The organism is Promicromonospora sp. AC04, from assembly GCF_003058225.1.
Lineage (GTDB): Bacteria > Actinomycetota > Actinomycetes > Actinomycetales > Cellulomonadaceae > Promicromonospora.
The window spans coordinates 48,090-70,823 of sequence record NZ_QBUG01000014.1 but is presented as its reverse complement, the minus strand read 5'-3'; the positions used below and the strand labels follow the sequence as shown (position 1 = coordinate 70,823).

General features: G+C 72.0%; 19 protein-coding genes. 7 read left to right on the top strand and 12 right to left on the bottom strand.

The window, feature by feature from the left end:
- Positions 1 to 160 precede the first annotated feature (160 nt).
- Both C8K30_RS27590 and C8K30_RS27585 read left to right on the top strand, forming a co-directional pair.
- Complete coding sequence (locus tag C8K30_RS27590; protein ID WP_108496107.1) at positions 161 to 1,381, top strand: FAD-dependent monooxygenase; 1,221 nt, start codon at positions 161 to 163, stop codon at positions 1,379 to 1,381.
- A 48-nt stretch (positions 1,382 to 1,429) separates the two neighbouring features.
- Entirely contained in the window at positions 1,430 to 2,149 is a 720-nt protein-coding gene (locus tag C8K30_RS27585) for a TetR/AcrR family transcriptional regulator (protein ID WP_108496106.1), read from the top strand.
- A 63-nt stretch (positions 2,150 to 2,212) separates the two neighbouring features.
- On the opposite strand, the gene C8K30_RS27580 is transcribed toward C8K30_RS27585, so the two are convergent.
- Together C8K30_RS27580 and C8K30_RS27575 are read right to left on the bottom strand one after the other, a co-directional pair.
- Positions 2,213 to 3,040, bottom strand: a complete 828-nt coding sequence (locus C8K30_RS27580; protein ID WP_108496105.1) for an RNA methyltransferase — start codon at positions 3,038 to 3,040, stop codon at positions 2,213 to 2,215.
- A 43-nt stretch (positions 3,041 to 3,083) separates the two neighbouring features.
- Positions 3,084 to 4,166 (bottom strand): DNA polymerase IV, encoded by a 1,083-nt coding sequence (locus tag C8K30_RS27575; protein WP_108496104.1) that lies wholly within the window; start codon positions 4,164 to 4,166, stop codon positions 3,084 to 3,086.
- A 200-nt stretch (positions 4,167 to 4,366) separates the two neighbouring features.
- Between C8K30_RS27575 and C8K30_RS27570 the strand changes: the two genes are divergently transcribed.
- On the top strand, positions 4,367 to 5,086 hold the full coding sequence (locus tag C8K30_RS27570; RefSeq protein WP_158281142.1) for a sigma-70 family RNA polymerase sigma factor: 720 nt from the start codon (positions 4,367 to 4,369) through the stop codon (positions 5,084 to 5,086).
- On the opposite strand, the gene C8K30_RS31740 is transcribed toward C8K30_RS27570, so the two are convergent.
- Complete coding sequence (locus C8K30_RS31740) at positions 5,061 to 7,946, bottom strand: hypothetical protein (RefSeq protein WP_108496102.1); 2,886 nt, start codon at positions 7,944 to 7,946, stop codon at positions 5,061 to 5,063. The genes C8K30_RS27570 and C8K30_RS31740 overlap by 26 nt on opposite strands.
- A 143-nt stretch (positions 7,947 to 8,089) precedes the next feature.
- On the opposite strand from C8K30_RS31740, the gene C8K30_RS27560 reads away from it, so the two are divergent.
- Positions 8,090 to 9,589: an RICIN domain-containing protein gene (locus C8K30_RS27560; protein ID WP_108496101.1), complete on the top strand. Its 1,500-nt coding sequence runs from the start codon at positions 8,090 to 8,092 to the stop codon at positions 9,587 to 9,589.
- A 168-nt stretch (positions 9,590 to 9,757) separates the two neighbouring features.
- Here C8K30_RS27560 and C8K30_RS31065 read toward each other — a convergent pair whose 3' ends face one another.
- The gene (locus C8K30_RS31065) at positions 9,758 to 10,585 is read right to left on the bottom strand and encodes a hypothetical protein (protein WP_199230735.1); all 828 of its coding nucleotides are present in this window, start codon (positions 10,583 to 10,585) and stop codon (positions 9,758 to 9,760) included.
- Between the two features lie 65 nt (positions 10,586 to 10,650).
- Between C8K30_RS31065 and C8K30_RS31735 the strand changes: the two genes are divergently transcribed.
- Complete coding sequence (locus C8K30_RS31735; protein WP_108496100.1) at positions 10,651 to 11,955, top strand: sensor histidine kinase; 1,305 nt, start codon at positions 10,651 to 10,653, stop codon at positions 11,953 to 11,955.
- On the top strand, positions 11,952 to 12,563 hold the full coding sequence (locus tag C8K30_RS27540) for a DNA-binding response regulator (protein ID WP_108496099.1): 612 nt from the start codon (positions 11,952 to 11,954) through the stop codon (positions 12,561 to 12,563). The genes C8K30_RS31735 and C8K30_RS27540 overlap by 4 nt, the downstream gene beginning before the upstream one ends.
- A gap of 3 nt (positions 12,564 to 12,566) precedes the next feature.
- Here C8K30_RS27540 and C8K30_RS27535 read toward each other — a convergent pair whose 3' ends face one another.
- The 3 genes from C8K30_RS27535 to C8K30_RS27525 form a co-directional block, all read right to left on the bottom strand.
- Entirely contained in the window at positions 12,567 to 13,496 is a 930-nt protein-coding gene (locus C8K30_RS27535; RefSeq protein WP_108496098.1) for a GNAT family N-acetyltransferase, read from the bottom strand.
- A 114-nt stretch (positions 13,497 to 13,610) separates the two neighbouring features.
- The gene (locus C8K30_RS27530) at positions 13,611 to 14,012 is read right to left on the bottom strand and encodes a YchJ family protein (RefSeq protein WP_108496097.1); all 402 of its coding nucleotides are present in this window, start codon (positions 14,010 to 14,012) and stop codon (positions 13,611 to 13,613) included.
- 196 nt (positions 14,013 to 14,208) lie between these two features.
- Positions 14,209 to 15,042 carry a helix-turn-helix transcriptional regulator gene (locus C8K30_RS27525; RefSeq protein ID WP_108496096.1) on the bottom strand — a complete coding sequence of 278 codons (834 nt, stop codon included), beginning with the start codon at positions 15,040 to 15,042 and terminating at the stop codon, positions 14,209 to 14,211.
- 101 nt (positions 15,043 to 15,143) lie between these two features.
- Here C8K30_RS27525 and C8K30_RS27520 point away from each other — a divergent pair, with 101 nt between their 5' ends.
- On the top strand, positions 15,144 to 15,914 hold the full coding sequence (locus tag C8K30_RS27520) for an SDR family oxidoreductase (protein ID WP_108496095.1): 771 nt from the start codon (positions 15,144 to 15,146) through the stop codon (positions 15,912 to 15,914).
- Positions 15,915 to 16,053: 139 nt separating this feature from the next.
- Here the strand turns inward: C8K30_RS27520 and C8K30_RS27515 are convergent, their stop codons facing one another.
- The 5 genes from C8K30_RS27515 to C8K30_RS27495 all read right to left on the bottom strand — a co-directional run bounded on the left by C8K30_RS27515 (position 16,054) and on the right by C8K30_RS27495 (position 22,507).
- A complete protein-coding gene (locus C8K30_RS27515) occupies positions 16,054 to 17,964 on the bottom strand; it encodes an ABC transporter ATP-binding protein (protein ID WP_108496200.1) in 1,911 nt (636 codons plus the stop codon).
- A gap of 116 nt (positions 17,965 to 18,080) precedes the next feature.
- Positions 18,081 to 19,859 carry an ABC transporter ATP-binding protein gene (locus C8K30_RS27510; protein WP_158281141.1) on the bottom strand — a complete coding sequence of 593 codons (1,779 nt, stop codon included), beginning with the start codon at positions 19,857 to 19,859 and terminating at the stop codon, positions 18,081 to 18,083.
- A 28-nt stretch (positions 19,860 to 19,887) separates the two neighbouring features.
- Positions 19,888 to 20,559, bottom strand: coding sequence for a TetR/AcrR family transcriptional regulator (locus tag C8K30_RS27505; RefSeq protein ID WP_108496094.1), 672 nt, complete (start codon positions 20,557 to 20,559; stop codon positions 19,888 to 19,890).
- A gap of 173 nt (positions 20,560 to 20,732) precedes the next feature.
- Positions 20,733 to 21,890 carry an SPFH domain-containing protein gene (locus tag C8K30_RS27500; protein WP_108496093.1) on the bottom strand — a complete coding sequence of 386 codons (1,158 nt, stop codon included), beginning with the start codon at positions 21,888 to 21,890 and terminating at the stop codon, positions 20,733 to 20,735.
- A gap of 188 nt (positions 21,891 to 22,078) precedes the next feature.
- The gene (locus C8K30_RS27495) at positions 22,079 to 22,507 is read right to left on the bottom strand and encodes an NfeD family protein (protein ID WP_108496092.1); all 429 of its coding nucleotides are present in this window, start codon (positions 22,505 to 22,507) and stop codon (positions 22,079 to 22,081) included.
- Positions 22,508 to 22,734 lie beyond the last annotated feature (227 nt).

The following is a 22,734-nucleotide window of genomic DNA, read 5'->3' as shown; positions in this document are numbered from 1 at the left end:
CCAAGAGCGAGGAGCCCAGATCGCTCTCTCGCGCCCAGCCGCGGTATCTCCGTGTACCGCGTTCGCGGTATTTCCTCCGAAAAACTGACCGCCAGAACCATTTTGGTCAGTTTGCTTGCTAGGGTTGCCGGGACATCACCGAACGAGAGCAAGGAGCCTCATGGAAACGCCAGCCAGACGTCCCCGCGCACTGGTGGTCGGTCTCGGGATCGCGGGAATCGCCACCGCGACACGCCTTCGCGAGGTCGGTTGGGAGCCGGTGGTCGTCGAGCGAGCACCGGAGCGCCGCAAAGGCGGGTACTTCATCATGCTGTTCGGGACCGGCGTCGCCTCGGCGCGCAGGCTCGGGGCGCTGGACGCGATCGGCGACCGCAGCCACCCGGACGTGCTCAGCTACAACGTGAACCGGGCCGGGCGCCGCACCCCCGGCATGAACCCCGCCCAGCTCACCAGCGGGGCCGGGGCACCACGCCTGCTCCTGCGCGGCGATGTGGAGGAGGCTCTGTTCGCCGCTCTGCCCTCCGACGTGGAGATCCGCTATTCCACCGTCCCCACCCGCATCACTCAGGACGCCACGGCCGCCGAGGTCACGCTGCACGACACCGCCTCCGGCGCAACCGTGACCGAGCGGTTCGACCTGGTCGTCGGCGCCGACGGGATGCGTTCGACCGTCCGGCGCCTGGTCTTCGGCCCTGAGGACCACCTGCACGCGCTCGGCTACATGGTCGGGGTGACGCTGCTGGACGAGCCGGTCGAGGGCTTCGGCCCTCGTGAGGGCTTGATCCTGGCGGAGCCGGGACGGTCGGTGTGGGCGTTCCCGTTCGGCAACCACGCACCCAGCCTGCTGTTCTCCTACCGCACCAACGACATCGACGCCGAGTTCAGCCGCCCGCCGATCGAGTCCATCCGCGCCGCCTACGGACCGCAGGCACCCGGCCCGCTGCTGGAGCACCTGTTCTCCCGCTTCGAGGCGGCCGAGGTGTCCCAGTTCGATTCGGTCAACCAGGTCCGGATGCCGAGCTGGCACCGCGGCCGCGTCGTCCTGCTCGGCGACGCCGCCTGGTGCGTGACGCTCTACGCCGGGATGGGCGCCTCCAGCGGCATCGCCGGCGGCGAGCTGCTGGGCACCATGCTGGAACGTCACCCCGACGACCTGCCGAGGGCGCTGCGGGCGTGGGAGGACCGGCTGCGGCCGTTCATCTCCGCCGAGCAGGAAAGTGCTTTCACCACCCGTAGGCTGTTCACGCCGCACGACCGCAAGGAGTACATCGCGCGCGCCGCGATGATGCGCCTGATGAGAACACCGGGGCTCGGCGCCGCCTTCGGCAAGCTGCAGACCAAGGACATGGCACACAAGGCGATCGACATCGCGGCCGCCTGAACCGCCACCAGCCCCCCCGGGACGAGACCCAGGAGAAAGACCACACCGATGAGCCAGCTGATCGAGCACCGCTCGCGCAAGGCCGCCCGCATTCTGGACAGCACCCGCGAGCTGGTGCTCGATCACGGCATCCGCAAGCTCACCGTCGCCGAGATCGCAAAGGCTGCCGGCGTCGGCAAAGGCACCGTCTACCTGTACTGGGCCGCCAAGGAAGACCTCATCGTCGGCCTGTTCGCCCGCGAGGCGCTGAGCCTGCTCGATACGGTCACCGAGCATCTCGCCGCCGACCACGCGGCCGTGGCCCCGCGGCGCCTCGCCCCGCTGCTGCTGAGCACCGGCCGGAAGATCGCCCTGGTGGACCGCCTCAGTGTCGGCGACTTCGACCTGCTCCGGCACCTCGCCCAGCAGTCCGGCGCCCGCGAGCTGTTCGTCGAGACCATGCCCGGCGCGCTGTGCGAAGCGGTCATGCCGATCCTCCACCGGCACGGGCTGCTGCGGGACGACCGGCCGCTGCCCGACCAGTCCTACATCATGCACGCCCTGCTCAGCGGCTTCGGCGCCGCCATGTCCGAACCGGGTTCGGCCCCACGCTCCGAAGGCGATACCGACGAGATCCTGGCCGACAGCGTGGCCCGGCTGCTCGAACCGGACACGCCGCCGAGCACGTCTGCCGTCACCTCCGCGGCGGAAGAGGTCGCGGCGGTCATGCGGCGAACCGCCCAAGCAGTCCAGGACCTGATCGAACGCACTCAGGTCACCGGGGCATGAACCTTTGCCGGCCGATGCCGGGCCGCGATGCGCCGACCGAGCCGCGTGGCGGGCCAGGCGGCGTCAGACGCGGGTGGCCCAGAACGCGACCGCCGACGCCGCCGCGACGTTGAGCGAGTCGACGTCACCGGACATCGGGATGCGCACCACCAGGTCGGCAGCCTCGACCGCGCCCCGGCTCAGGCCGTCGCCCTCCGTGCCGAGCACGAGCGCGAGCTTCTCCGGCGGGTTCGCCACGAGGTCGTCGAGCGTTATCGAGTCGTCGGACAGGGCGAGGGCCGCGACGGTGAAGCCCTCCTCCCGCAGGTCGTGCAGGCCGTCGGGCCACGCCTCGACCCGCGTCCAGGGCACCTGGAACACCGTGCCCATCGACACGCGCACCGAGCGCCGGTAGAGCGGGTCCGAGCAGCGCGGCGAGACGAGCACCGCGTCCACGCCGAGCGCGGCGGCGCTGCGGAACGCGGCGCCCACGTTCGTGTGGTCGACGACGTCCTCCAGCACCGCGACACGCCGCGCTCCCGCCCCGTCCCGTGCTGCCGCGAGCAGCTCGTGCACCCCCGGCAGCGGGGGCCGGTGCATCGCGGCCAGGGCCCCGCGGTGCAGGTGGAAGCCCGTGATCTCCTTCAGCAGCGGCTCCTCGGCGACGTAGACGGGCGCGCCGGTCTCCGCGATCACGTCGGTCATCGAGTCCAGCCACTTCGGCGCCATGAGGAACGACCGCGGCCGGTGGCCCGCCGCCAGCGCCCGCCGGATCACCGTCGAGCTCTCGGCGATGTACAGACCCTTGGCCGGCTCGTGCTTGGACCGTAGGACGACGTCCGTGAGGCTGTTGTAGTCGGCGAGGCGCTCGTCGGCGGGGTCGTCGATGCGGACGACGTCGAGGGTGGTCACCGCACCATTCTCCCCGCCCGTTCGAGGAGTCGCTGACGACGGGTCAGATCCGCCCGCGGACGGGGGTGCGCTCGAGGGGGTCGCCGCCGTCGGGCATCACCATCTCGGCGCGCACGCCGAGCAGGCGGACCTCGCGGCCCGGCTCCATCCCCGCCGCGAGAGCGAGGACGGCGGCGGTCAGCTCCCCGAGCGACCGGGTCGGGGCCGGGAGCTTCTTCGAGCTGTTCTGGGTGAAGAAGGGCGCGTAGCGCACCTTGAGGCCCAGCCGGAAGACGGGCCGGTCCTCCGCCTCGGTGTCGGCGTGCACCTGCGCCACCAGGTCCCGCAGGGCCGCCTCCACCTGCTCGGGCGTGGTGAGGTTGCGCTGGTAGGTGGTCTCGCGGCTGTGCCCCCGTGCCACCCAGGGCGTGTCGTCGACGACGGCGGAGCCGCGCCCCCGGCCCAGGTCGCCGTACCAGGCGCCCATGCGCGGGCCGAACTCGCCGACCAGCACGTCGCCGTCGGCCGCGGCCAGGTGCGCGACGGTGTTGATGCCGTGCGCGGCGAGGCGCTTGGACACCTTGGAGCCGACGCCCCACAGGTCGATCGTGGGCCGCTCCCCCATCACCTCGAACCAGGTCTGCTCGGTGAGGCGGAAGACGCCCGCGGGCTTGCCGAACCCGGTGGCGATCTTCGCGCGGATCTTGTTGTCGCCGATGCCGACCGAGCAGTGCAGCCCGGTGGCGGCTAGGACCGCCTCCTGCACGCGGCGGGCGACCGCCTCCGGGTCGTCGGCGTCGCAGCCCAGGAACGCCTCGTCCCAGCCGAGCACCTCCACCACCATGCCGAGCCCGCGGAGGGTCTCCATCACGTGCCCGGAGGCCTCGAGGTAGGCCTCGTGGTCGACGGGCAGGACGATCGCGTCCGGGACCTTGCGGGCCGCGATGCGCAGCGGCATGCCGGACCCGACGCCGAACTCGCGCGCCTCGTACGACGCGGTCGAGACCACCGCGCGCTCGGTCGGGTCGCCCCGCCCGCCCACGATCACCGGCTTCCCGGCGAGCTCCGGGCGCCGCAGCACCTCGACCGCTACCAGGAACTGGTCGAGGTCGACGTGCAAAACCCAGCGGAAGACGCGCGGGCCCATGGCACGAGTCTCCCGGGACGGCCCCGTGCTGTCACGTGCTGCGACGTGGCTGGAACTGGCGTTGCCGCGCCAGACCCGCCTGGCACACCGTTATCGTCCCGTTATCTCTCACAGCGAAACTCTCCCCCCTTCCCTCGGAGCACCAAGACTCCATATTCTCCGGTCAAGGAAAGTTCGTCTCACTCATGAGGAGAGTTGCGATGAGAACTACCAGGAATCCCCGGTCGCCCCGTGGTCGACGCGGCAAGGAACCCAGCCCGCACCCGGCGTTGCCCCAGTCCTACGCGGCAATGATCGAGCGCACACCGTCGCTGGACGACGCGCAGCTCGAGTCCCTCCTCGAGCGAGCAGTCGCCGGAGCTGACGCGGCACGCACCCTCAACGCCACAGCGGTCTCCCCCACTCTCCGCACACAGCTCGAAGCACGGGTCAAGGACGGGCAATACGCAAAGGAGCGTCTTGTCCTCGCCCACCTCCGCCTCGTCCCGGCGATCGCGAGCTCCTACTCGGGCCGCCTGCCGTTCATGGACCTCGTGCAGGAGGGCAACGTCGGCCTGGTACGCGCCGCCGACTCGTACGACCCCGCGCACGGCACGTTCGCCGCCTACGCCCACCGCTGGGTGCGCCGCTCCATCGTCCGCGCGGTCGCCGCCGCCGACCAGGCCGAGAACGCCGGCCCGAGCGGCCCCACCCCCGAGCAGACCATGCTGCGCCGCCGCGTCCGCCAGGCCCTGCGACACCTCGACGCCGTGGAGGCCCGGGTGCTGGAGCTGCGCTTCGGGCTCGTGGACGGCACCACGCGCACCCTCGACGAGATCAGCCGCCGCCTCGGCGTGACCAAGGAGCGCGTGGCGCAGATCCTCGAGACGGCGCTGGCCCGGCTCCGCGACGTCGTCAGCCCGGCTCCCCTCGCTGCGTGACCGCCGGCTGGGCACCCGACGGCCCAGCCGGCGTCAGCCGCGCGACCACCTCGTCCAGCGCCTCGTGGTACGCCCACGACGACTGGTACCCCGAGTGGGCCGCCACGGCGAAGAGATAGGCCGACCGGTCCATCTCCTCCGCCCCGCGGTCGATCTCGTTCAAGCCGTAACCAATCACCGGGAAGCCCAGGAAATCGGTGCGCCGCCACAGGTTCACCCACGCGGGCTTCGCACCGCAGGTCAGCAGGGACATCAGCGTGACCTGTTCCCCCGAACCGGGCTCGGGGCCCTCCGGCGTCAACGGCGCCGCCGGAGCAGCCCCGGGTCCGGAACCCACCGTCGCCGGCCTGTCCCGCTCGGCCTGCCTCTCCGACTCGGCCTGGGTCGCCCGCTCGACCTGCCCGCCCCACGGGTCCGCCGACCAGGCCGGGCCCGCGCAGGGCGGCGTCCCGGTCGTCCTCGGGCCCAGGAGGTCCGGGAGGAACCGGCCGAAGATCGGGCGCAGCTGCATGCCGTAGGTCAGCAGGCCGACGCGGCCACCCCCGGCGTCGGGCGCGACGTCGGTCACCGGGTTGCCCGCCCGGATCAGGACCACCGCCGCGGCCAGCACGCCGCCTATCGAGTGCCCGGACAGCACCACGCGGCGCGTGGGGGCCACGCGCTCGCGCTCGGCGTCGTCGGCGATGTCGGCGCCGGTGAGCCAGGCGTCGACTCGGGAACGCACCTCGGGCACCACGCGCTCGGCGTAGCTGGGCGGGCCGAACGGGTGGGCGCTGCGCGGCAGGAAGCACAGGAGGTCCCACAGCAGGCCCCACGGCCGCCCGGGGACGCCGCCCGAGCTGCCCGCCAGGGCGCTCGCCACCAGGGTCGCCGCGAGCACCCCGAGGGCCGGCACCGCGAGGGAGGACAGCCATGCGGGCACCTGGACCATTCCGGTGTCGTCGTGCTGGGCGATCAGCGGGATGTGGGCCACCAGGGCCGCGACGTAGGACGCCGCCGCCAGGGCGCCCGCCGCGAGCTCCACCCGGTGCGACATCGCAGCGACCTGGCGGCCGCGCAGCACGCGCTCGAGCACGGGGTTCGGGCCGCCGTCGGGCTCGGGGGCGTCCGCCACCGCGCGCCAGGCGGGCACCGCCGGGCCGTACGGCGGCCCGATGGTGCGCGGCGCGCCCGGGATCCACAGCGGCCGGGCGCGGAGGGTGTCCATGACGTACGGCCCGGCCATCGCCACGACGAGGAGCACCACGAACACCAGCGCGATCACCACCGACGTCGTGCCGAACTCGGTGTAGACGGGCGGGACCCGCACGAGCTCGGCGTCGGGCACGCCATGGGTGATGCCGACCAGGCCGTCACCGAGAGGCACCGGCGCCACCTGCCCGCCGCTGCGCAGGGACCACTGCACGCCGAGCACGAGCAGGCTCGAGTACACGGTCGCCGCCGCTGCCGACACCAGCAGGAACACACCCGGCCCGGCACCGTTCCAGCCCTCGTGCACCCGACGGCGCAGCAGCATCGCCGCGAGCACCACCGCGACCGGGCTCAGCACCGCGAGCACCGCGATCGCGACGAGCAGGTGCCGCACCTGCGCGCCCGGCTCGGTCACCAGCACGAACGCCACGCAGGCGGTCGCGACCACCGGCACCGCGGTCCAGGCGGCCACCGCCTGGGTGCTGCGCGTGGTGCGCCAGGCGAGCCCGGTCGCGGCGATGCCGCCCAGGCCGACGCCGAGCAGCGCGGGCACCAGGTCCAGGCCGATCAGGGCCGGCATCCGCTCCGGCTGCGGCCCGGCGACACACGCGACGCAGGCCAGCAGCCAGACCAGCAGCCCGGCAGCGAACACGCCGAGACCGGCCCGGCCCTTCCAGCGGGAGGTGAGGGCCTGGACGCCGTCGTCGTCGGTGCGCAGGGCGACGAAGACGCACGCCCCCAGGATCACGGCCATGGCCACCAGGGGCAGGCCGGGCATCGGCAGGCCGGCGTCGGCGTACCGGGTCCAGGTGAGGAACTGCCCGGTCAGGGCGAGGGCCGCACCCAGGTGCGCCCAGAGCAGGCCCGAGCCCGAACGCTGTGACCAGAAGCCGGCCCGGTGCAGGGGCGGGCCCGACGGCGGCACCGTGCGCCCGGCGCGGATCACCGAGAACTTCGACTCGAACCGGACCTGGCCGTTGTGCGCCACCGCCACCAGCACCGCGACCAGCAGCACCGGGGCGAGGGACAGGAGCGCCAGGCGGTCGCCGACGTCCATCCGCGCCAGGCCGTACAGCATGCTCGGGATGCGGGCGCAGACGGGGACCACCGAGTCGGGCCCGGGCGTCGCCAGGCCGATGCAGCGCGTGCCGATCACCGACATCGAGACCGTCGCCACGGCCGACACGAACAGGAGCGTCAGCCCGAGCGCGAACACCCGGGTCAGCGCGGCGGTCGCCTCGGGGCGCAGGCTGCCCGACGTCGGACCGTCGGCGCCGGACTCCGGGGCCGGGATGCGGCGGGCCCAGTAGGCGGCGTTCGCCAGGCCGAACGGGACCATCGCCGCCCACAGGAGGCGCACCGCCACCGTCCCCACGATCCCCAGCACGCTGCCGAACGGGAGGCCGCCGAGCCGCGCCATCGCACCCCACGAGTACGCCTCGCGGCGCACGTCGGGCCGGATCGCGCGCACGTCGCCCGGCGGGAGCGCCTTGTCCCGCGCCTCGACGTCCGGCCTCGGGATCCAGAAGCTGCCCAGGCCGTCGCCGTCGGACTGCACCACCTCTTCGCGCGGCAGGCCGAGCGTGAGGTGCGGGGCCGTGTTCGCGACGCCATGGATGCGCAGCTCGAGGACGCTGGGCTGCGGGCTGGGTTGCTGCGCGCGTTCCATAGCGCCCAAAAGTAGGGCTACCGAGCAGTGCCGCGCACACCGCCACGCACGTCCCCGGAATGTTAACGTTAATACCGTTATGTCCGCATGATCCCCAGTTCAAGTCCCACTACGTGCAACGACGCACGAGATAGGTCGACGCCATGAACGCACTCCGCCACCACCGCACCGCTCCGCCCACCCGACAGCCCCTGCACCGGAGGCTGGTCAGCATGCTGGCCGTCCTGGTCCTGCTGCCGATCACCGCACTGTCCCTCGCCACCCCGGCGACGGCCGCCACCAGCCAGTTCCGCGGCATGAACTGGGCGGTGCTGGGCGACAACTTCAGCACCGGGCCGCTCGTCCTCGACGGGCTGAGCAGCTCCGACAGCTACGCGACCGTGCAGGCCAAGGCCAACGCCGTGTACGACGACATGGCGGCCACGCTCGGCGTCAACACCGTCCGCCTGCCCGTCAACACGCACACGGTCGGCACCGCCTGGTGGAACAACTACCGCGGCGCGATCGACGCGGCGACCGCACGCGGGTTCAAGGTCATCCTGGCCTACTGGGAGGACGGCGCCGCCTCCGGCGGCCGGGTCACCGACTACGCCGCGTGGAACACGATGTGGTCGACCGTGACGTCGCAGTACGGGTCGAACGGCAACGTCTACTTCGAGCCCATGAACGAGCCGCACGGCTACAGCTCCGCCGAGTGGCGCGACGTCGCCGCCGACTGGCTCGACTACCACTACTCCGCGGTGCCCAGCCGGGTCCTGATCGGCGGCACCGGCTACAGCCAGGACCTGCGGGACGTGTGCAACGACAGCCGCTTCAGCGGGACGCTGCTGTCCTACCACCACTACGCGTTCTTCTACGGCACCAACACCTACGAGGGCTGGCGCAACCACGTCATCACCCGCCTGGGCAGCTGCGCCTCCCGCGCCGTGATGACGGAGTTCGGCGCGGCCATGAACAGCGGCCTGAACTACGGCGACCCCAACAGCTCCGACAACTTCGTCCGGCACATCCGCGCGGTCACCGACGTCATGCGCGAGAACCAGATGGGCGGTACCTACTGGCCGGCGATCGGCGGCAAGCCCGGAACCATCGGCTACGACGGCTACTCGATGTACATCAAGGGCGGCAGCGGCACCAACCTCTCGCTCACGGTCCGCAACGCGTCCGGAGCCAACCGCCTGCGCTGGGCCTGGGGCGACAACGTCGACCCGAACGCGGGCAACGCAGGCAGCGGCGCCACGGACATCGTGAACCAGAGCTCCGGCAAGTGCGTCGACGTGGTCAGCGCCTCGACGGCGAACGCCGCCGAGGTGATCCAGTACACCTGCGGCGGGGCGGCCAACCAGCTGTGGGCCATGCACGACCTCGGCAACGGCTACTACAACCTCGTCGCGCAGCACTCGGGCAAGTGCCTGGACGTCAACAACGCCTCGACGGCCGACGGCGCGGCGGTCATCCAGTACACGTGCGGCAGCGGCACCAACCAGCAGTGGCAGCTGCGCAGCGTGAGCGGCGGCTACGTCGAGATCGTGGCGCGGCACTCGGGCAAGTGCCTCGACGTGCCGGGCTCGTCGACGGCGAACAGCGTGCGGCTGACGCAGTACGCGTGCAACGGAGGCGCGAACCAGCGCTGGACCCTGTGACCGCTCCCCTGCGCTGACGAGCGTCTGCGCTGACGAGCGAGCGACGATGAGCGGGGCCGTCGGGGTCCCGCTCATCGTCGCTTGTCGCTGTCAGCGGCCGGTCATCGGCGTCCGGCTACGAGCTGCCTGTCACCTGTGCCCCGTCACCTGTGCCCCGCCACCGGTGGGTCACCGGTGCGCCGGCCGCACCCGGTGGAAGCCGTGGACGTGCTCCGTGTACTCGGCCCGCCGCAGCAGCATCGCTCCCGCCATCGCGGGCACCATCAGCACGTGCCCCCAGAGCATCATGTCGCTCGCCGTGACGACGCTGGTCCAGAACAGCACGAGCAGCACCGCGAACGGCGCCGCCATCGCCGCGTTCATCTCCCAGGTGGCGGCCCAGCCGTGCCCCCGGACGCGCATCCAGGCGGTCATGGCGACCACCATGTCGAGCACCATCACTGCCGCGGCGACGTCAGGCCGGCCCAGCACCGCCTCGATCCCGAGGGCCGCGCCCGCCCAGTCCCACACTGGCGCCAGCAGCATCATCCCGAGCACCATCACCACGACCATCTCGGCCAGGTGCACGACGAACCTCAGCACCTTGCGCCCCCGCGTCACGGGCTCTGTCGCGGGCACTGTCGCGGGCCCAGGCCCGGGCGCAGCCACGTCCGCCGCCCCGTCCCCCTCCCTGGACGCCGTCCCCTGCCCCGTCCCGTGCGCCGTCCCGTGCCCTGCCCCGTCCGTGGCCCCACCTCCCGCCCCGTTCCCCGCCCCGTTCCCGGCCCCGTGGCCGGCCCCGTGCCCCGTCCCGTGCCCCGTCCCGTCTACCGCTCCGTGCCTGGTCCCGTGCGCAACGCGCGCCTGCCCCGCCGCGGCCCGACCTGTCGTCTCCGTCATCGCCGTCTCCTCGCTCCGGCGGCGCTCCTCGCCGCTGGTCTCCACGCTGTCGGACGGCGTCCGGGGCCAGTAGTGCCGGACCGCACCCGCGCGCGGGCACATGTCACGACCTCGCATGACAGATGTCATGCAGGACCCGCAGGCCGCCCCTCAGGGGCGTCGGCGCTGGCAGGATGGGCGGCATGAGCGCCACCAGGACCGTCGCGGACGACGGCGGCAGCGGCCTCGTGAGTCTCCGCCGCAACCTCTGGTGGGGCCTCGCGGGCACCGTCGCGTCCGTGCTGGGCTTCGCCGTCGGCGACTGGGTGCTGGACCCGGACGTCGATGCCGGCGTGCGCGCCGTCACGGGTCTGTCGACGGCGGCCACGATCGTGGCGTGCGGCGCCCTGCTGGGGCAGCGGATCCGGGACGAGGCGCCGTCGGCCATCTGGCTCGCGACCGCCGGCTGCGCGGCGGCGGTCGCCGCCGCGGTGCCGCTCGCCGTCGGCAACTTCGGGATCTGGTCGATCGCGCCCGCCGCCACCATCTCGGTACTGGTCCTGTTCCTGCCCGCCCGCCGGGCGTGGCTCGTGCTGGGCGCCGCGCTGGTCGTCCTGCCGGCGGTGGGCCTGGTCACGGCCCTGGCCATGGGCGAGCCCCGCGTGGCGCACGCGACGTGGATGCCCGCCCTGATGGTCGTGGCGTTCGGCCCGGCCATGCTCGGCATGCTCCACGGCTGGCAGGTGGCGGCCCGCCTCGACGACGCCCGGCGCCTCGCCGGGGAGCTCGCCGTCGCGGACGAACGCCTCCGGTTCGCCGCCGACCTGCACGACATCCAGGGCCACCACCTCCAGGTGATCGCCCTGAAGAGCGAGCTCGCGGCGCGCCTGGCGCAGGCCGACCCGGCGCGGGCGGCCGAGCAGATGCGCGAGGTGCAGCAGCTCGCCGGGGACGCCCTGCGCGAGACCCGCGCCCTGGTGCAGGGCTACCGGCGGACCACTCTCTCCGCAGAGATCGCCAACGCATCCAAGGTCCTGGCCGCGGCGGGCGTGACGGTCCGGGCCGACGTCGACGCGGGCCTCGCGGCATCCCTCCCCCAGGCGCCGCGCAGCCTGCTCGGCCTGGTGGTGCGCGAGGCCACCACCAACGTGCTGCGGCACAGCAGCGCCACCCGCGCGGCGATAGTCCTGGTGCCCGACGACGCCGGCGCCCGCCTCGTGATCGACAACGACGGCGCGCGTCGGGCCGGGCCGGGCGACGGACCTGGCGGGGCCGGCGTCCGGGCTGGCGACGGACCCGCCGTGGCCGGCATCCGGGCTGGCGACGGACCTGCCGGGGCCGGGGCGCGGGCCGCCGACCGACCCGCCGGTACCGGCCCACGCGCCGTTGGGTCCGGCGACGGCACGGGGCTCGCGTCCCTCGCGGAGCGGCTCGACGCCGTCGGCGGGCGCCTGTCCTGGGTCAGCGACGACGACCGCTTCGTGGTCACCGCGACGGTGGCCGGATGATCCGCCTGCTGCTGGCCGACGACGAGGAGCTGCTGCGCGGAGCGCTGCGCGCCCTCCTCGACCTCGAGGACGACCTGCAGGTCGTGGCCGAGGCCGCCACCACCACCCACGCGGTGCGGCTCGCCGAGCAGCACCGGCCGGACGTCGCCGTGCTCGACCTCGAGATGCCGCCCACCGACGGGCTGCACGCGGCCGGGCAGATCCTGGCCCGGGCCGACGGCACGCCGCCCCGGATCATCATCGTCACGCGGCACGCCCGCCCCGCCGTCCTGCGCCGGGCGCTGGCCGCCGGGGTGAGCGGGTTCGTGCCCAAGTCGACGCCGGCGGCGCGGCTCGCGCAGATCGTGCGCGACGTCGCCGTCGGGCACCGGTACGTGGACCCGGAGATCGCGGCGTCCGCGCTCACGGAGAACGAGTGCCCGCTGACGGACCGCGAGCTGGAGGTCCTGCGGGAGGCGCGCACCGGCGCCCCCGTGGCGGACATCGCGGCCGCCGTGCACCTCGCGCCGGGGACCGTGCGCAACTACCTGTCGTCAGCGATGGCCAAGCTCGGCGTCGCCACGCGCCACGCGGCCGCCCACCACGCCTGGGAGGAAGGCTGGATCTGACCGCTATGCGAGGGAGAGGCCGAACTCGCGGCGGCTGACGAAGTTGTCGAAGCCGTTCGTGGCGAAGGCGCGGGCGATGCCGGTGTTGGCGGCATCGCAGTCGCCGACGATGGACGTGGCCCCGGCCGCAGCGAGGACGGCGACACCGCGGGCGACCACGGCGGTGGCGTATCCGCGGCGACGGTGCTCGGGGACCACGCCGACGTGCCCGATGACGGCCACGCTGGGATTGCGTGCCGGCATGCTGACCGCGGCGGGGCTGCCGTCGGGGGCGAAGCCGATCTCGAACCACTCGTCACGGTGGTCGAACTTCGCCATCAGGTCGAAGATCCATTCGCCGGCGCCGCGCAGGCTGTACTTGGCGACACCGTCGGCCAGGTCGGTGTCGGCGGTGCCCTCCATCGTGCGTCCCAGCACGTCCACGAAGGTCTCGCGGCCGACCTCCGGAAGCGGCCGGAAGGTGAGCCGGTCGTCCTGCGGGATCACCGGTGAACCGGTGGTCCACCGCCAGCGCATCCCGTCCCGGAGGAGCCGGAAACCGGCGGCGCGCAGTGCCGCCTCCCGCTCGGCCGGGTGGTACTGGAACCGCGGTGCGCTCGGCGGCGTGTCCAGCGCGTACTCCAGCTCGGTGGCACCGAGGTCACGGGCTTTCGCGGCAACCAGCCGGAGCACTTCCGGCCCGGCGGCCGGCTCCTCCCAGGAGGTCTCCAGCAGCGCGACCGACGCCGGCACGTCCGCGCCTGGCAGGGCGTAGAGCGCAGCGCTGCCGAACTGCCTGCCCTCGCGCTCGGCGACAAAGCACCACTCGGGCCGGATGCTGCCGGCTTCGAGCTGACCGTCCACATATGCCCGCAGGCTTGCGGCCTTCTCCGCGGTCTCGCCCTCGCTGAGCAGGTCTGTCTCATCCGGGCTGATGCTGCGCAGGGTGGTCAAAGAAGGCTCCTCTTCGGCGGCGGCGGCCCAGCCAAGCAGGGCCGTCCGCGACGAGTCAACTCGATGTGGCGCAACCACGAAGCGGGTGCACACTCGCTTCGGTCGGCGGCGGACCTAGCGGTCGTGGGCTTCCCGGGCGCCGTCGACGTAGTACCAACGCCCGCCCTCGCGGACGAAGCGGCTGGTCTCGTGCAGGCTGCCCCGCTCGCCGGTGGCCGGGTAGCGGTAGTAGGCCGTGAACTCGACGACGCCGGTGGTGTCGAACGGGCCGCCCCGCTCGGTGCGGTGGATGTCGAGGCGACGCCACTGCTCGTCGCCGATCCCGGCGGTGTCCGGCCGGGTCTCCGGCGCCCACGTCGCCAGCAGGTACGCGCCGTCGCCGACGGCGAACGCGGAGTACCGCGAGCGCATCAACGCCTCGGCCGTCGGGGCGGTCGCGGCGCCGGAGTGGTAGCGCCCGCAGCAGGCGCCGTAGGTGTCGCCGGAGAGGCAGGGGCAGCGGTCGTCGTCGTGCACGGGACGATCCTCCCACCGCCCACCCACGCCGAACCGCAAGTTACCTACGCGCCCGCTCGTCGAACCGAAGCGACACGCCGAAGTTTCGCACCGCACCGGCGTGTCGTTGCGGTTCGGCAAAGCAGGACACGGGGAAGTTGCGGTTCGGCGGGCGGACCGTAACGCAGTGGGGCGCATGGCGGCGGCCGGCGGCCAGTTACGCGAACGTCTCGTGGCCCAAGACCGCCAGGAGGCGGATCTTCTCCTCCGCCTCGCTGCTCGGCGCCGGGGTCAGGACCAGGAGGGCCTGGGACTGGTCCTCGGTGAACAGCGGCTGGCAGTCCACATCGATCCGGCCGAGCTCGGGGTGCACCAGCGTCTTGTGGTCCTCGAACCGCCGGGACACCTCGTGCAGCTCCCACACCCGGACGAACTCGGGGCTCTCCCTCAGGAGGGCGCGCAGCACGTCGTCGGCGAACGAGCCCGGACAGGCCGCCGCGTGCGCGGCCCGCAGGGAGGCGACCTGGCTACGGCCCTGCCGCTCGTGGTCGTCGGGCGGGTACACGTTCCTGGAGTCCGGATCGGTGAACCACCGGTACACCGAGCTACGGCCCAGGCCGCTGGCCGGCGGCGCGCCGAAGATCGCCTCGGCGAGGCGGTTCTGCACGAGCGTCTCGCCCGGGCCCGTCAGGATCAGGGCCGGGGTGTCTTCCAGCCGGTCGAGCACGCGCAGCAGGGCGGGCGCCACGTGGGAGTCGAGCGGCGCGCGGCGCGGCACGCCGTGCCCGGCGAGCCGGAACATGTAGTCGCGCTCCTCGACGGTCAGCCGGAGCGCCCGCGCGAGCGCGGCGAGCATCTGCTCCGACGGCTGCGGCCCGCGCTGCTGCTCGAGCCGCGCGTAGTAGTCCACGGACATCCCGGTGAGGGCGGCGACCTCCTCCCGGCGCAGGCCCGGTGCCCGACGGCGCGGCCCCGGCACCAGTCCGACGTCGGACGGGCGCAGGGCTTCGCGGCGTCGGCGGAGGAAGTCGGCGAGGGCAGCGCGGTTCATGTGCCCATCGTGCGTCGTGCGGCCGAGGTGAGCCAGGGATCGCCGGTCCCTGGTTCACCGGGTCTCTCCCGCCGTAGGCGCGCGGGACGCACGGTGGTGGCATGAACATCACCGGTAACACCGTCTTCATCCCCGGCGGGACTCGCGGCATCGGCCTCGCCCTCGCGACTCGCCTCCAGGCCCGGGGCAACACCGTGATCGTGGGCGGGCGCAACGCCGCCGCGCTGGACGCCCTGGCCGCCGAGCACGGCTTCGGCACCGTGGTGATCGACACCAGCGACCCCGACTCGATCGTCAGGGCCTCCGCAGAGGTGATCGAGCGGTTCCCCGAGGTGAACGTGCTGGTCCCGATGGCGGGGATCATGCGCGCCGAGAACTGGCGCACGCCGACGTTCCTCCCGGACGCCGAGGCGATCGTGACGACCAACGTGCTCGGCCCCATCCGGCTGATCGCCGCGTTCACCAACCACCTGCAGAGCCGGCCGGACGCGACGATCGTCACCGTTTCGTCGGGGCTCGCCTTCAGCCCCCTGCGCATCACGCCGTCGTACAACGCGACCAAGGCCGCCATCCACATGCTGTCGGAGAGCATCCGGCTGCAGTTCGGCGGGACCAGCGTGTCCGTGGTGGAGCTTGTGCCGCCGTCGGTCCAGACCGAGCTCATGCCCGGTCACGACACCGACCCGCACGCCATGCCGCTGGACGAGTTCGTAGACGAGGTGATGTCGCTCCTGGAGTCCCAGCCGGACGCGCACGAGATCCAGGTCGAGCGGGTCAAGTTCCTGCGCTACGGCGAGGCCCGCGGTGACTACGACACGGTGGTGGCAACCCTGAACGCCACCGACCCGCACGCGGCGGCCCCCGCGAGGTAGTCATCTGCCGAGGTAGTCGTCTGGCGAGTACCCAAAGACATGACCATGCGGTTACTCCCGGAACGGTCGCGTTTCCGGGAGTAACCGCATGGTCAACATCGAGTGCGGCTGGTGACCGCCAGGGGTCGCCGGCCGCCGGTCACGTCGCCGCAGCCTCCTCGACGACCGGGGCCGCGAACTGGCTCGCGTACAGCCGGGCGTAGGCGCCGTTCGCCGTCAGCAGGTCCTCGTGCGAGCCCTGCTCCACGATGTCGCCGTGCTCCATCACGAGGATCACGTCGGCGTCGCGGATCGTGGACAGCCGGTGCGCGATGACGAACGACGTCCGGTCCTTGCGCAGCCGGTTCATCGCCTCCTGCACCAGCACCTCGGTGCGGGTGTCCACGGACGACGTCGCCTCGTCGAGCACCAGGATCGCCGGGTCGGCGAGGAAGGCCCGCGCGAGCGTGAGGAGCTGCTTCTCGCCCGCCGAGACCGACGAACCCTCCTCGTCCACGACGGTGTCGTAGCCGTCGGGCAGCGTCCGCACGAACGGGTCCACGTGGGTGGCCCGGGTCGCGGCGAGGAACTCCTCCTCGCCGACCGTGGCGCCGTCGGGCACGCCGTAGCGGAGGTTCTCCTCGATGGTGCCCTTGAACAGCCAGGTGTCCTGCAGGACCATCCCGACCGAGGAGCGCAGGTCGTCGCGCGACATGTCGCGCGTGTCGACGCCGTCCAGCGTGATGCGCCCGCCGTCCACCTCGTAGAACCGCATGAGGAGGTTGACCAGGGTCGTCTTGCCGGCGCCCGTGGGGCCGACGATGGCGATGGTCTGCCCCGGCTCCGCGACCAGGTTCAGGCCGGTGATGAGCGGCTGCTCCGGCGTGTAGGAGAACGTGACGTCCTCGAACGCGACGTGCCCGCGCACCGGCTCCACCTTCTGCGACTCGGCCGGGTCCGGCGACTGCTCCGGCGCGTCCAGGAGCTCGAACACCCGCTCCGCGGAGGCGACGCCGGACTGCAGCAGGTTCATCATCGCGGCCACCTGCGTGAGCGGCTGCGTGAACTGGCGCGAGTACTGGATGAACGCCTGCACGTCACCCAGCGACAGCGTGCCGGACGCGACCCGCAGGCCGCCGACCACCGCCACGACCACGTAGTTCAGGTTCGCGAGGAAGCCCATGGCGGGCTGGATGGTGCCCGAGATGAACTGCGCCTTGAAGCTCGACGAGTACAGCGCGCCGTTCTCCTTGGCGAACGCCTCGGCGGTGGTCTCCTGGTGCCCGTAGACCTTCACGAGCGCGTGGCCCGTGAACGACTCCTCGATGTGCGCGTTGAGGCGCCCCGTGGCCGCCCACTGCTCCACGAACTGCGGCTGGCTGCGCTTGGCGATCTGCGCCGTCAGGATCACGGACAGCGGCACCGTCACCAGCGCAACGAGGGCCAGGACCGGCGAGATCCAGAACATCATGCCGAGCACGCCGATCACCGTGAGCACGGCCGTCACGAGCTGAGCGAGGGTCTGGTTGGTCGTCTGGGCCACGTTGTCGATGTCGTTGGTGACGCGGGACAGGATCTCGCCGCGCTGCTGCTTGTCCACGTACGACAGGGGGATGCGGTGCAGCTTCGCCTCCACCTGGTCGCGCAGGTCCCGCATGGTCCGCTGCACGACGCCGGCGGTGATGCGCGCCTGCAGCCAGCCGAACAGGAACGCCCCGACGTACGCGGCCACGACCCAGCCGAGGGTCTGCATCAGGAGCGTGAAGTCGATGCCCTGGCCCGGCACGACGCCCACCACGCCCGAGAGCAGGTCGGCCATCTGGTCCTGGCCCTGCGCGCGCAGGCCCTCGATCGCCTGCTCGGTGCTCACACCCGAGGGCAGCTGCGCGCCCACGACGCCCGCGAAGATCACGTTCGTCGCGTTGCCGAGCAGCTTGGGCCCCAGCACCGTGAGTGCCACCGACCCGATGCCCATCACCATGAGGATCACGATGTTCAGGCGCTCCGGCCGCAGCGAACCGGCGAACCGGCGCATCGAGCCCTTGAAGTCCATCGGCTTCTGCACGGGCATGCCCATACCCATGCCCATCGGCCCGCCGCCGCCCGGACCGCGACCAGGTCCGCCGGGACCGCGCGCCGGCGCCGCCGGTGCGGCCGTGCTGCCCTGGGGCTTGTCTTCTTCCGCGCTCACGCTGCCTCCTCCAGGCTCATCTGGGACGTCACGATCTCCTGGTACGTCGGGTTGTCGGCCAGCAGCTCCGCGTGCGTGCCGCGGCCGACGATGCGGCCGTGGTCGAGCACCAGGATCTGCTCGGCATCGCGGATGGTCGCCACCCGCTGCGCGACGACGATCACCGTCGCGTCAGCGGTCTGTGGCCGTAGAGCCGCCCGCAGCCGCGCGTCGGTCGCGTAGTCGAGGGCGGAGAAGCTGTCGTCGAACAGGTAGATGCGGGGCTTGCGGATCACTGCCCGCGCGATCGCGAGCCGCTGCCGCTGCCCGCCGGAGAACGTCGAGCCACCCTGCGCCACCACGGACTCCAGGCCGTCGGGCAGCGCCTCGACGAAGTCGCGCGCCTGCGCCACCTCGAGCGCCGCCCACATCTCCTCCTCGGAGGCGTCGGGCTTGCCGTACCGGAGGTTGTCCGCGACGGTCCCGGTGAACAGGAACGCCTTCTGCGGCACCAGCCCCATCAGGGAGCCGAGATCGCGCTGCAGGAGGTCCCGCACGTCGATGCCGTCCACGCGGACGGTGCCGCCGGTCGCGTCGAACAGGCGCGGCACCAGGTTGAGCAGCGTCGACTTGCCGGCGCCCGTGGAGCCGATGATCGCCGTGATCTGGCCCGGCTCGGCCGCGAACGTCAGGTCGTGCAGCACGGGCTCCTCGGCGCCCGGGTAACGGAACTCGACGTTCTCGAAGGTGATCCGACCGCGGGGGCCGGCACCGTCGCCGTCGGGCGAGCCGTTCTGGGTGGCCGAGGCCCCGGGCAGGGCGACCGGGGACTCCGGGTCGACGACGGACGGGTCGGTGTCCAGGACCTCCCCGATGCGCTCCGCCGCGACCGCGGCGCGCGGGATCATCATGAAGATCATCGTCGACATCATCACGGCCATGAGGATGTACATGAGGTAGCTCAGGAACGCCGTCAGGGAGCCGATCTGCATGCCCCCCGCCTCGATCTCGTGCGCGCCGAACCACAGGACGAGCACCGACGACATGTTCATGATCAGCATGACCACCGGGAAGGTGAGCGCCATGAGGCGGCCGGCGCGCAGCGAGGTGTCGAACAGCTCCTCGTTCACCGTGCCGAAGCGCTCCTTCTCGCGGTGCTCGCGCACGAAGGCGCGGACCACCCGCAGGCCGGTGATCTGCTCGCGCAGCACGCTGTTGATGGCGTCGATGCGCTTCTGCATCCGCCGGAAGTGCGGCACCATGCGCCACACGATGACGCCCGCCGACGCGGCCAGCACCGGCACGATGATGAGCAGCAGCCCCGACATCGTGACGTCCTCCGCCAGCGCCAGGATCACGCCGCCGACCAGCATGATCGGGGCCATCACCATGATGGTGAACGTCATGAGCACGGTCATCTGGACCTGCTGCACGTCGTTGGTGCCGCGCGTGATCAGGGTCGGCGCACCGAACCGGGCCATCTCGCGCGCGGAGTACGTCTGGACGGTGTGGAACAGGTCGCGCCGGAGGTCCCGGCCGAAGGCAGTGGCGACCTGGGCGCCGAAGTAGACGGCGACCACCGAGGCGACGACCTGGCCGAGCGACACGACGAGCATCCAGCCGCCGGTGCTCCAGATGTGGCCGATGTCGCCGACCACCACGCCGTCGTCGATGATGTCCGCGTTCAGGCTGGGCAGATACAGGGCCGCGAGCGTCTGCACCAGCTGCAGGACGAGCACCGCGACCACCGCCCAGCGGTACGGGCCCAAGTACTTTCGGGCAAGCGTGACAAGCATGAAAAGAGTTCCCTTCGGGGCTGGGGGTTCAGTTCTGGGGGGCTGAGGAGCCGGGCTCGGGGCCGGCGAGGCCGTTCACCAGGGCGTCGGCCAGGACATCGGGGGGAACCGCCGGGAGCAGGTTGTCGAGCCGCGAGTGGGTGCCGGCGATGGCTGCCTCGACGAGGGAGATCGCGACCTCGACGGGGACCCGCAGGCGGTGCAGGTCCGGCGCCAGGACCGCGGTGATGCCTTCGACGGTAGCCGCGTGCTGGCTCGCGCGCTGGGCCATGAGCACGTTGCGGAACTCGCTGATGCTCTTGCGGGTGGCGTCGTCGTGGGACGGGGGCAGGGCGACCCGCAGGTGCCGCAGCACGGACATCCACCGCATGACCTCGGCCATGCGGTCGCGGCCCGTCTCGATCACGAGCTCCAGCCGCCGCTCCAGCGGGAGGCCGGAGTCGATGGCGGTGAGCTCGGCCAGCGTCTCCTCGGGCGCGGCGGCCCGGTGCAGACCCTCGACCGCGACGGCACCCACGAGCTCGAGCTTGTCGCCGAACGCCCGGAACAGGGTGCCCTCCGCGACGCCGGCGGCCTGCGCCAGCTCGCGCGAGGTCACGTCGTTCCCCCGCTCCGCGACCAGCGGGAGCACCGAGTCGATGATGGCCGCCTTGCGGTCCTCGGGTGCCATGGGGGCCGCCCGGCGTCGTGCACTGTCCATGCCGCGACACTAAATGAGTGAGCGCTCACTCCGCAACTCATTATTCTGGGAGCAGAGTTTCGGTGAGCAGATCCCGGGACGCCAGAAGCCCCCCGGTGCGAGCACCGGAGGGCTTCTGCCAGCTGCTGACGACGGGCCGGCTCAGCTCGGCCGTCGCCGGCCGGGCGCGGCGGTCAGCCGGCCGGCGGTGCCGGGGGCACCGGCGGGGGCGGCGTCGAGCCGCCGTCGGGGCGCTGCCCGCGCTCGGAGCCCGGGTCGAACGGCTCGCCCGACCGGGTGCCCGCGCTCGTTGCGTCGGCCACCGCGGCCTCGGCCTGGCGCTGCGCCTCGGCGAGGGCCTCGCTCGGGTCCTGCAGCAGGGGCTCGTCCAGCACGGAGTCGATGGGCTCGCGCGGACCGGTGGGGCGGTCGCCCGAGGGCGGCGGGACACTCGGGCCGGCCGGGCCGGCACCGCCGCCGAAGCCCTGGGCGATGCTGCCCAGCGCCGCGGTGAACTCGGTGGGGATGACCCAGGTGGTGTTCGACGTACCCTGCGCGATCTGCGGGAGCGTCTGCAGGTACTGGTAGGCCAGCAGCTTCGGGTCGGCGTCGCCGCGGTGGATGGCCTCGAAGACCTGGAGGATCGCGCGCGACTCACCCTCGGCCCGCAGGATCTGCGACTGGGCGTCACCCTCGGCCTTGAGGATCGCGGACTGCTTCTCACCCTCGGCGGTGAGGATCTGCGACTGCTTGATGCCCTCCGCGGTGAGGATCGCGGCGCGGCGGTCACGCTCGGCGCGCATCTGCTGCTCCATCGCGCCCTGGATCGAGGGCGGCGGGTCGATCGACTTGAGCTCGACCCGGTTCACGCGGATGCCCCAGCGGCCCGTCGCCTCGTCGAGCACGCCACGCAGCTGGCCGTTGATCTGGTCACGGCTGGTGAGCGTCTGCTCCAGGTCCATCGCACCGATGACGTTACGCAGGGTAGTGACGGTGAGCTGCTCGATGGCCGTGATGTAGTTCGCGATCTCGTAGACCGCGGACTTGGCGTCCGTCACCTGGAAGTAGATGACGGTGTCGATCTCGACCACCAGGTTGTCGCTGGTGATCACGGGCTGGGGCGGGAACGACACGACCTGCTCACGCAGGTCCACGCCGGCGCGGACCCGGTCCACGAACGGCACCAGCACGTGCAGGCCCGGGTCGAGCGTCTTCGAGTACCGACCCAGGCGCTCGACCACGAGCGCCACCGACTGAGGAACGATCCGCACGGCACGGATCACCGCGACTATGCCGACGATCACGACCAGGGCAATGATCAGATAGAGCAGGACTTGCCCGAATGACTCCACGACGTCTCCTTACGCGGGCGCCTTGGCCCGCACGGACGGTTTATCACGCTTCTGACTTGAACAGCCACGCTTCTGACTTGAACAGCAAGCTTCTGGCTTGGGCTGTCCGGAACTTCTTCACGCTGGGACTACTTCAAGGCACGCCTTCAAGGCACGCCTTCTTCAAGGCGCGCCCAGGCGCCAGGCAGCTACTCCGGCTCGACGACGGCGGTCGCGCCGTCGATCTGGACGACACGAACGCTAGTGCCGGCGGACAGCAGGGGCGAGCCGGGCACGGCCCGCGCGCTCCACACCTCTCCGCTGAGCTTGATCAGCCCCGATGCGGTGCTGACCTCCTGGACCACCGACGCCGTACGGCCGATGTTCGCCTCCGCGTTGGTGGGCGCCTTCGGCGTGTTGTTGCGCAGGTGTCGGATCAGCGTGGGCCGGAGCGTCACGAGCAGCACCACCGACGCGACCACGAACACGATGGCCTGCACCCACAGGTCGGCACCGGCTCCGTTCGCGACGGCCGCGGCCAGCGCGCCGCCCGCAAACATGATGAAGACGAAGTCCAACGACAAGAGCTCGATCAGCGCGAAAATCAGCGCCGCACCTACCCACCACAACCACGCCATGGGTGCTCCCTCCGAGCGTCCACTCCGGCTGGCGACCGGTCGCCGCCGGAACCTCTCCGACGACGGGTCCTCGCGGTGAATTTGCCGCTACCTCGGACCTTTGCCCGGACTTTACCAAGGACCACTGACACTGCGGTAGCAAAATCGGTGTTTCAACCAGTTTTCTTTAGCGCGCCGAACATTTCAGCTTCAGCGCGGCGGTCCTCCGTGATCTGCGGGGCGGAGCC

Excerpts from the sequence above, each read along its gene's own strand:
- C8K30_RS27590 (WP_108496107.1), top strand. The coding sequence starts at position 161 with ATGGAAACGCCAGCCAGACGTCCCCGCGCACTGGTGGTCGGTCTCGGG.
- C8K30_RS27585 (WP_108496106.1), top strand. The coding sequence starts at position 1,430 with ATGAGCCAGCTGATCGAGCACCGCTCGCGCAAGGCCGCCCGCATTCTG.
- C8K30_RS27575 (WP_108496104.1), bottom strand. The coding sequence starts at position 4,166 with ATGGGCCCGCGCGTCTTCCGCTGGGTTTTGCACGTCGACCTCGACCAG.
- C8K30_RS27570 (WP_158281142.1), top strand. The coding sequence starts at position 4,367 with ATGAGAACTACCAGGAATCCCCGGTCGCCCCGTGGTCGACGCGGCAAG.
- C8K30_RS31740 (WP_108496102.1), bottom strand. The coding sequence starts at position 7,946 with ATGGAACGCGCGCAGCAACCCAGCCCGCAGCCCAGCGTCCTCGAGCTG.
- C8K30_RS27560 (WP_108496101.1), top strand. The coding sequence starts at position 8,090 with ATGAACGCACTCCGCCACCACCGCACCGCTCCGCCCACCCGACAGCCC.
- C8K30_RS31065 (WP_199230735.1), bottom strand. The coding sequence starts at position 10,585 with ATGCGAGGTCGTGACATGTGCCCGCGCGCGGGTGCGGTCCGGCACTAC.
- C8K30_RS31735 (WP_108496100.1), top strand. The coding sequence starts at position 10,651 with ATGAGCGCCACCAGGACCGTCGCGGACGACGGCGGCAGCGGCCTCGTG.
- C8K30_RS27540 (WP_108496099.1), top strand. The coding sequence starts at position 11,952 with ATGATCCGCCTGCTGCTGGCCGACGACGAGGAGCTGCTGCGCGGAGCG.
- C8K30_RS27525 (WP_108496096.1), bottom strand. The coding sequence starts at position 15,042 with ATGAACCGCGCTGCCCTCGCCGACTTCCTCCGCCGACGCCGCGAAGCC.
- C8K30_RS27520 (WP_108496095.1), top strand. The coding sequence starts at position 15,144 with ATGAACATCACCGGTAACACCGTCTTCATCCCCGGCGGGACTCGCGGC.
- C8K30_RS27515 (WP_108496200.1), bottom strand. The coding sequence starts at position 17,964 with ATGCCCGTGCAGAAGCCGATGGACTTCAAGGGCTCGATGCGCCGGTTC.
- C8K30_RS27510 (WP_158281141.1), bottom strand. The coding sequence starts at position 19,859 with ATGCTTGTCACGCTTGCCCGAAAGTACTTGGGCCCGTACCGCTGGGCG.
- C8K30_RS27505 (WP_108496094.1), bottom strand. The coding sequence starts at position 20,559 with ATGGACAGTGCACGACGCCGGGCGGCCCCCATGGCACCCGAGGACCGC.
- C8K30_RS27495 (WP_108496092.1), bottom strand. The coding sequence starts at position 22,507 with ATGGCGTGGTTGTGGTGGGTAGGTGCGGCGCTGATTTTCGCGCTGATC.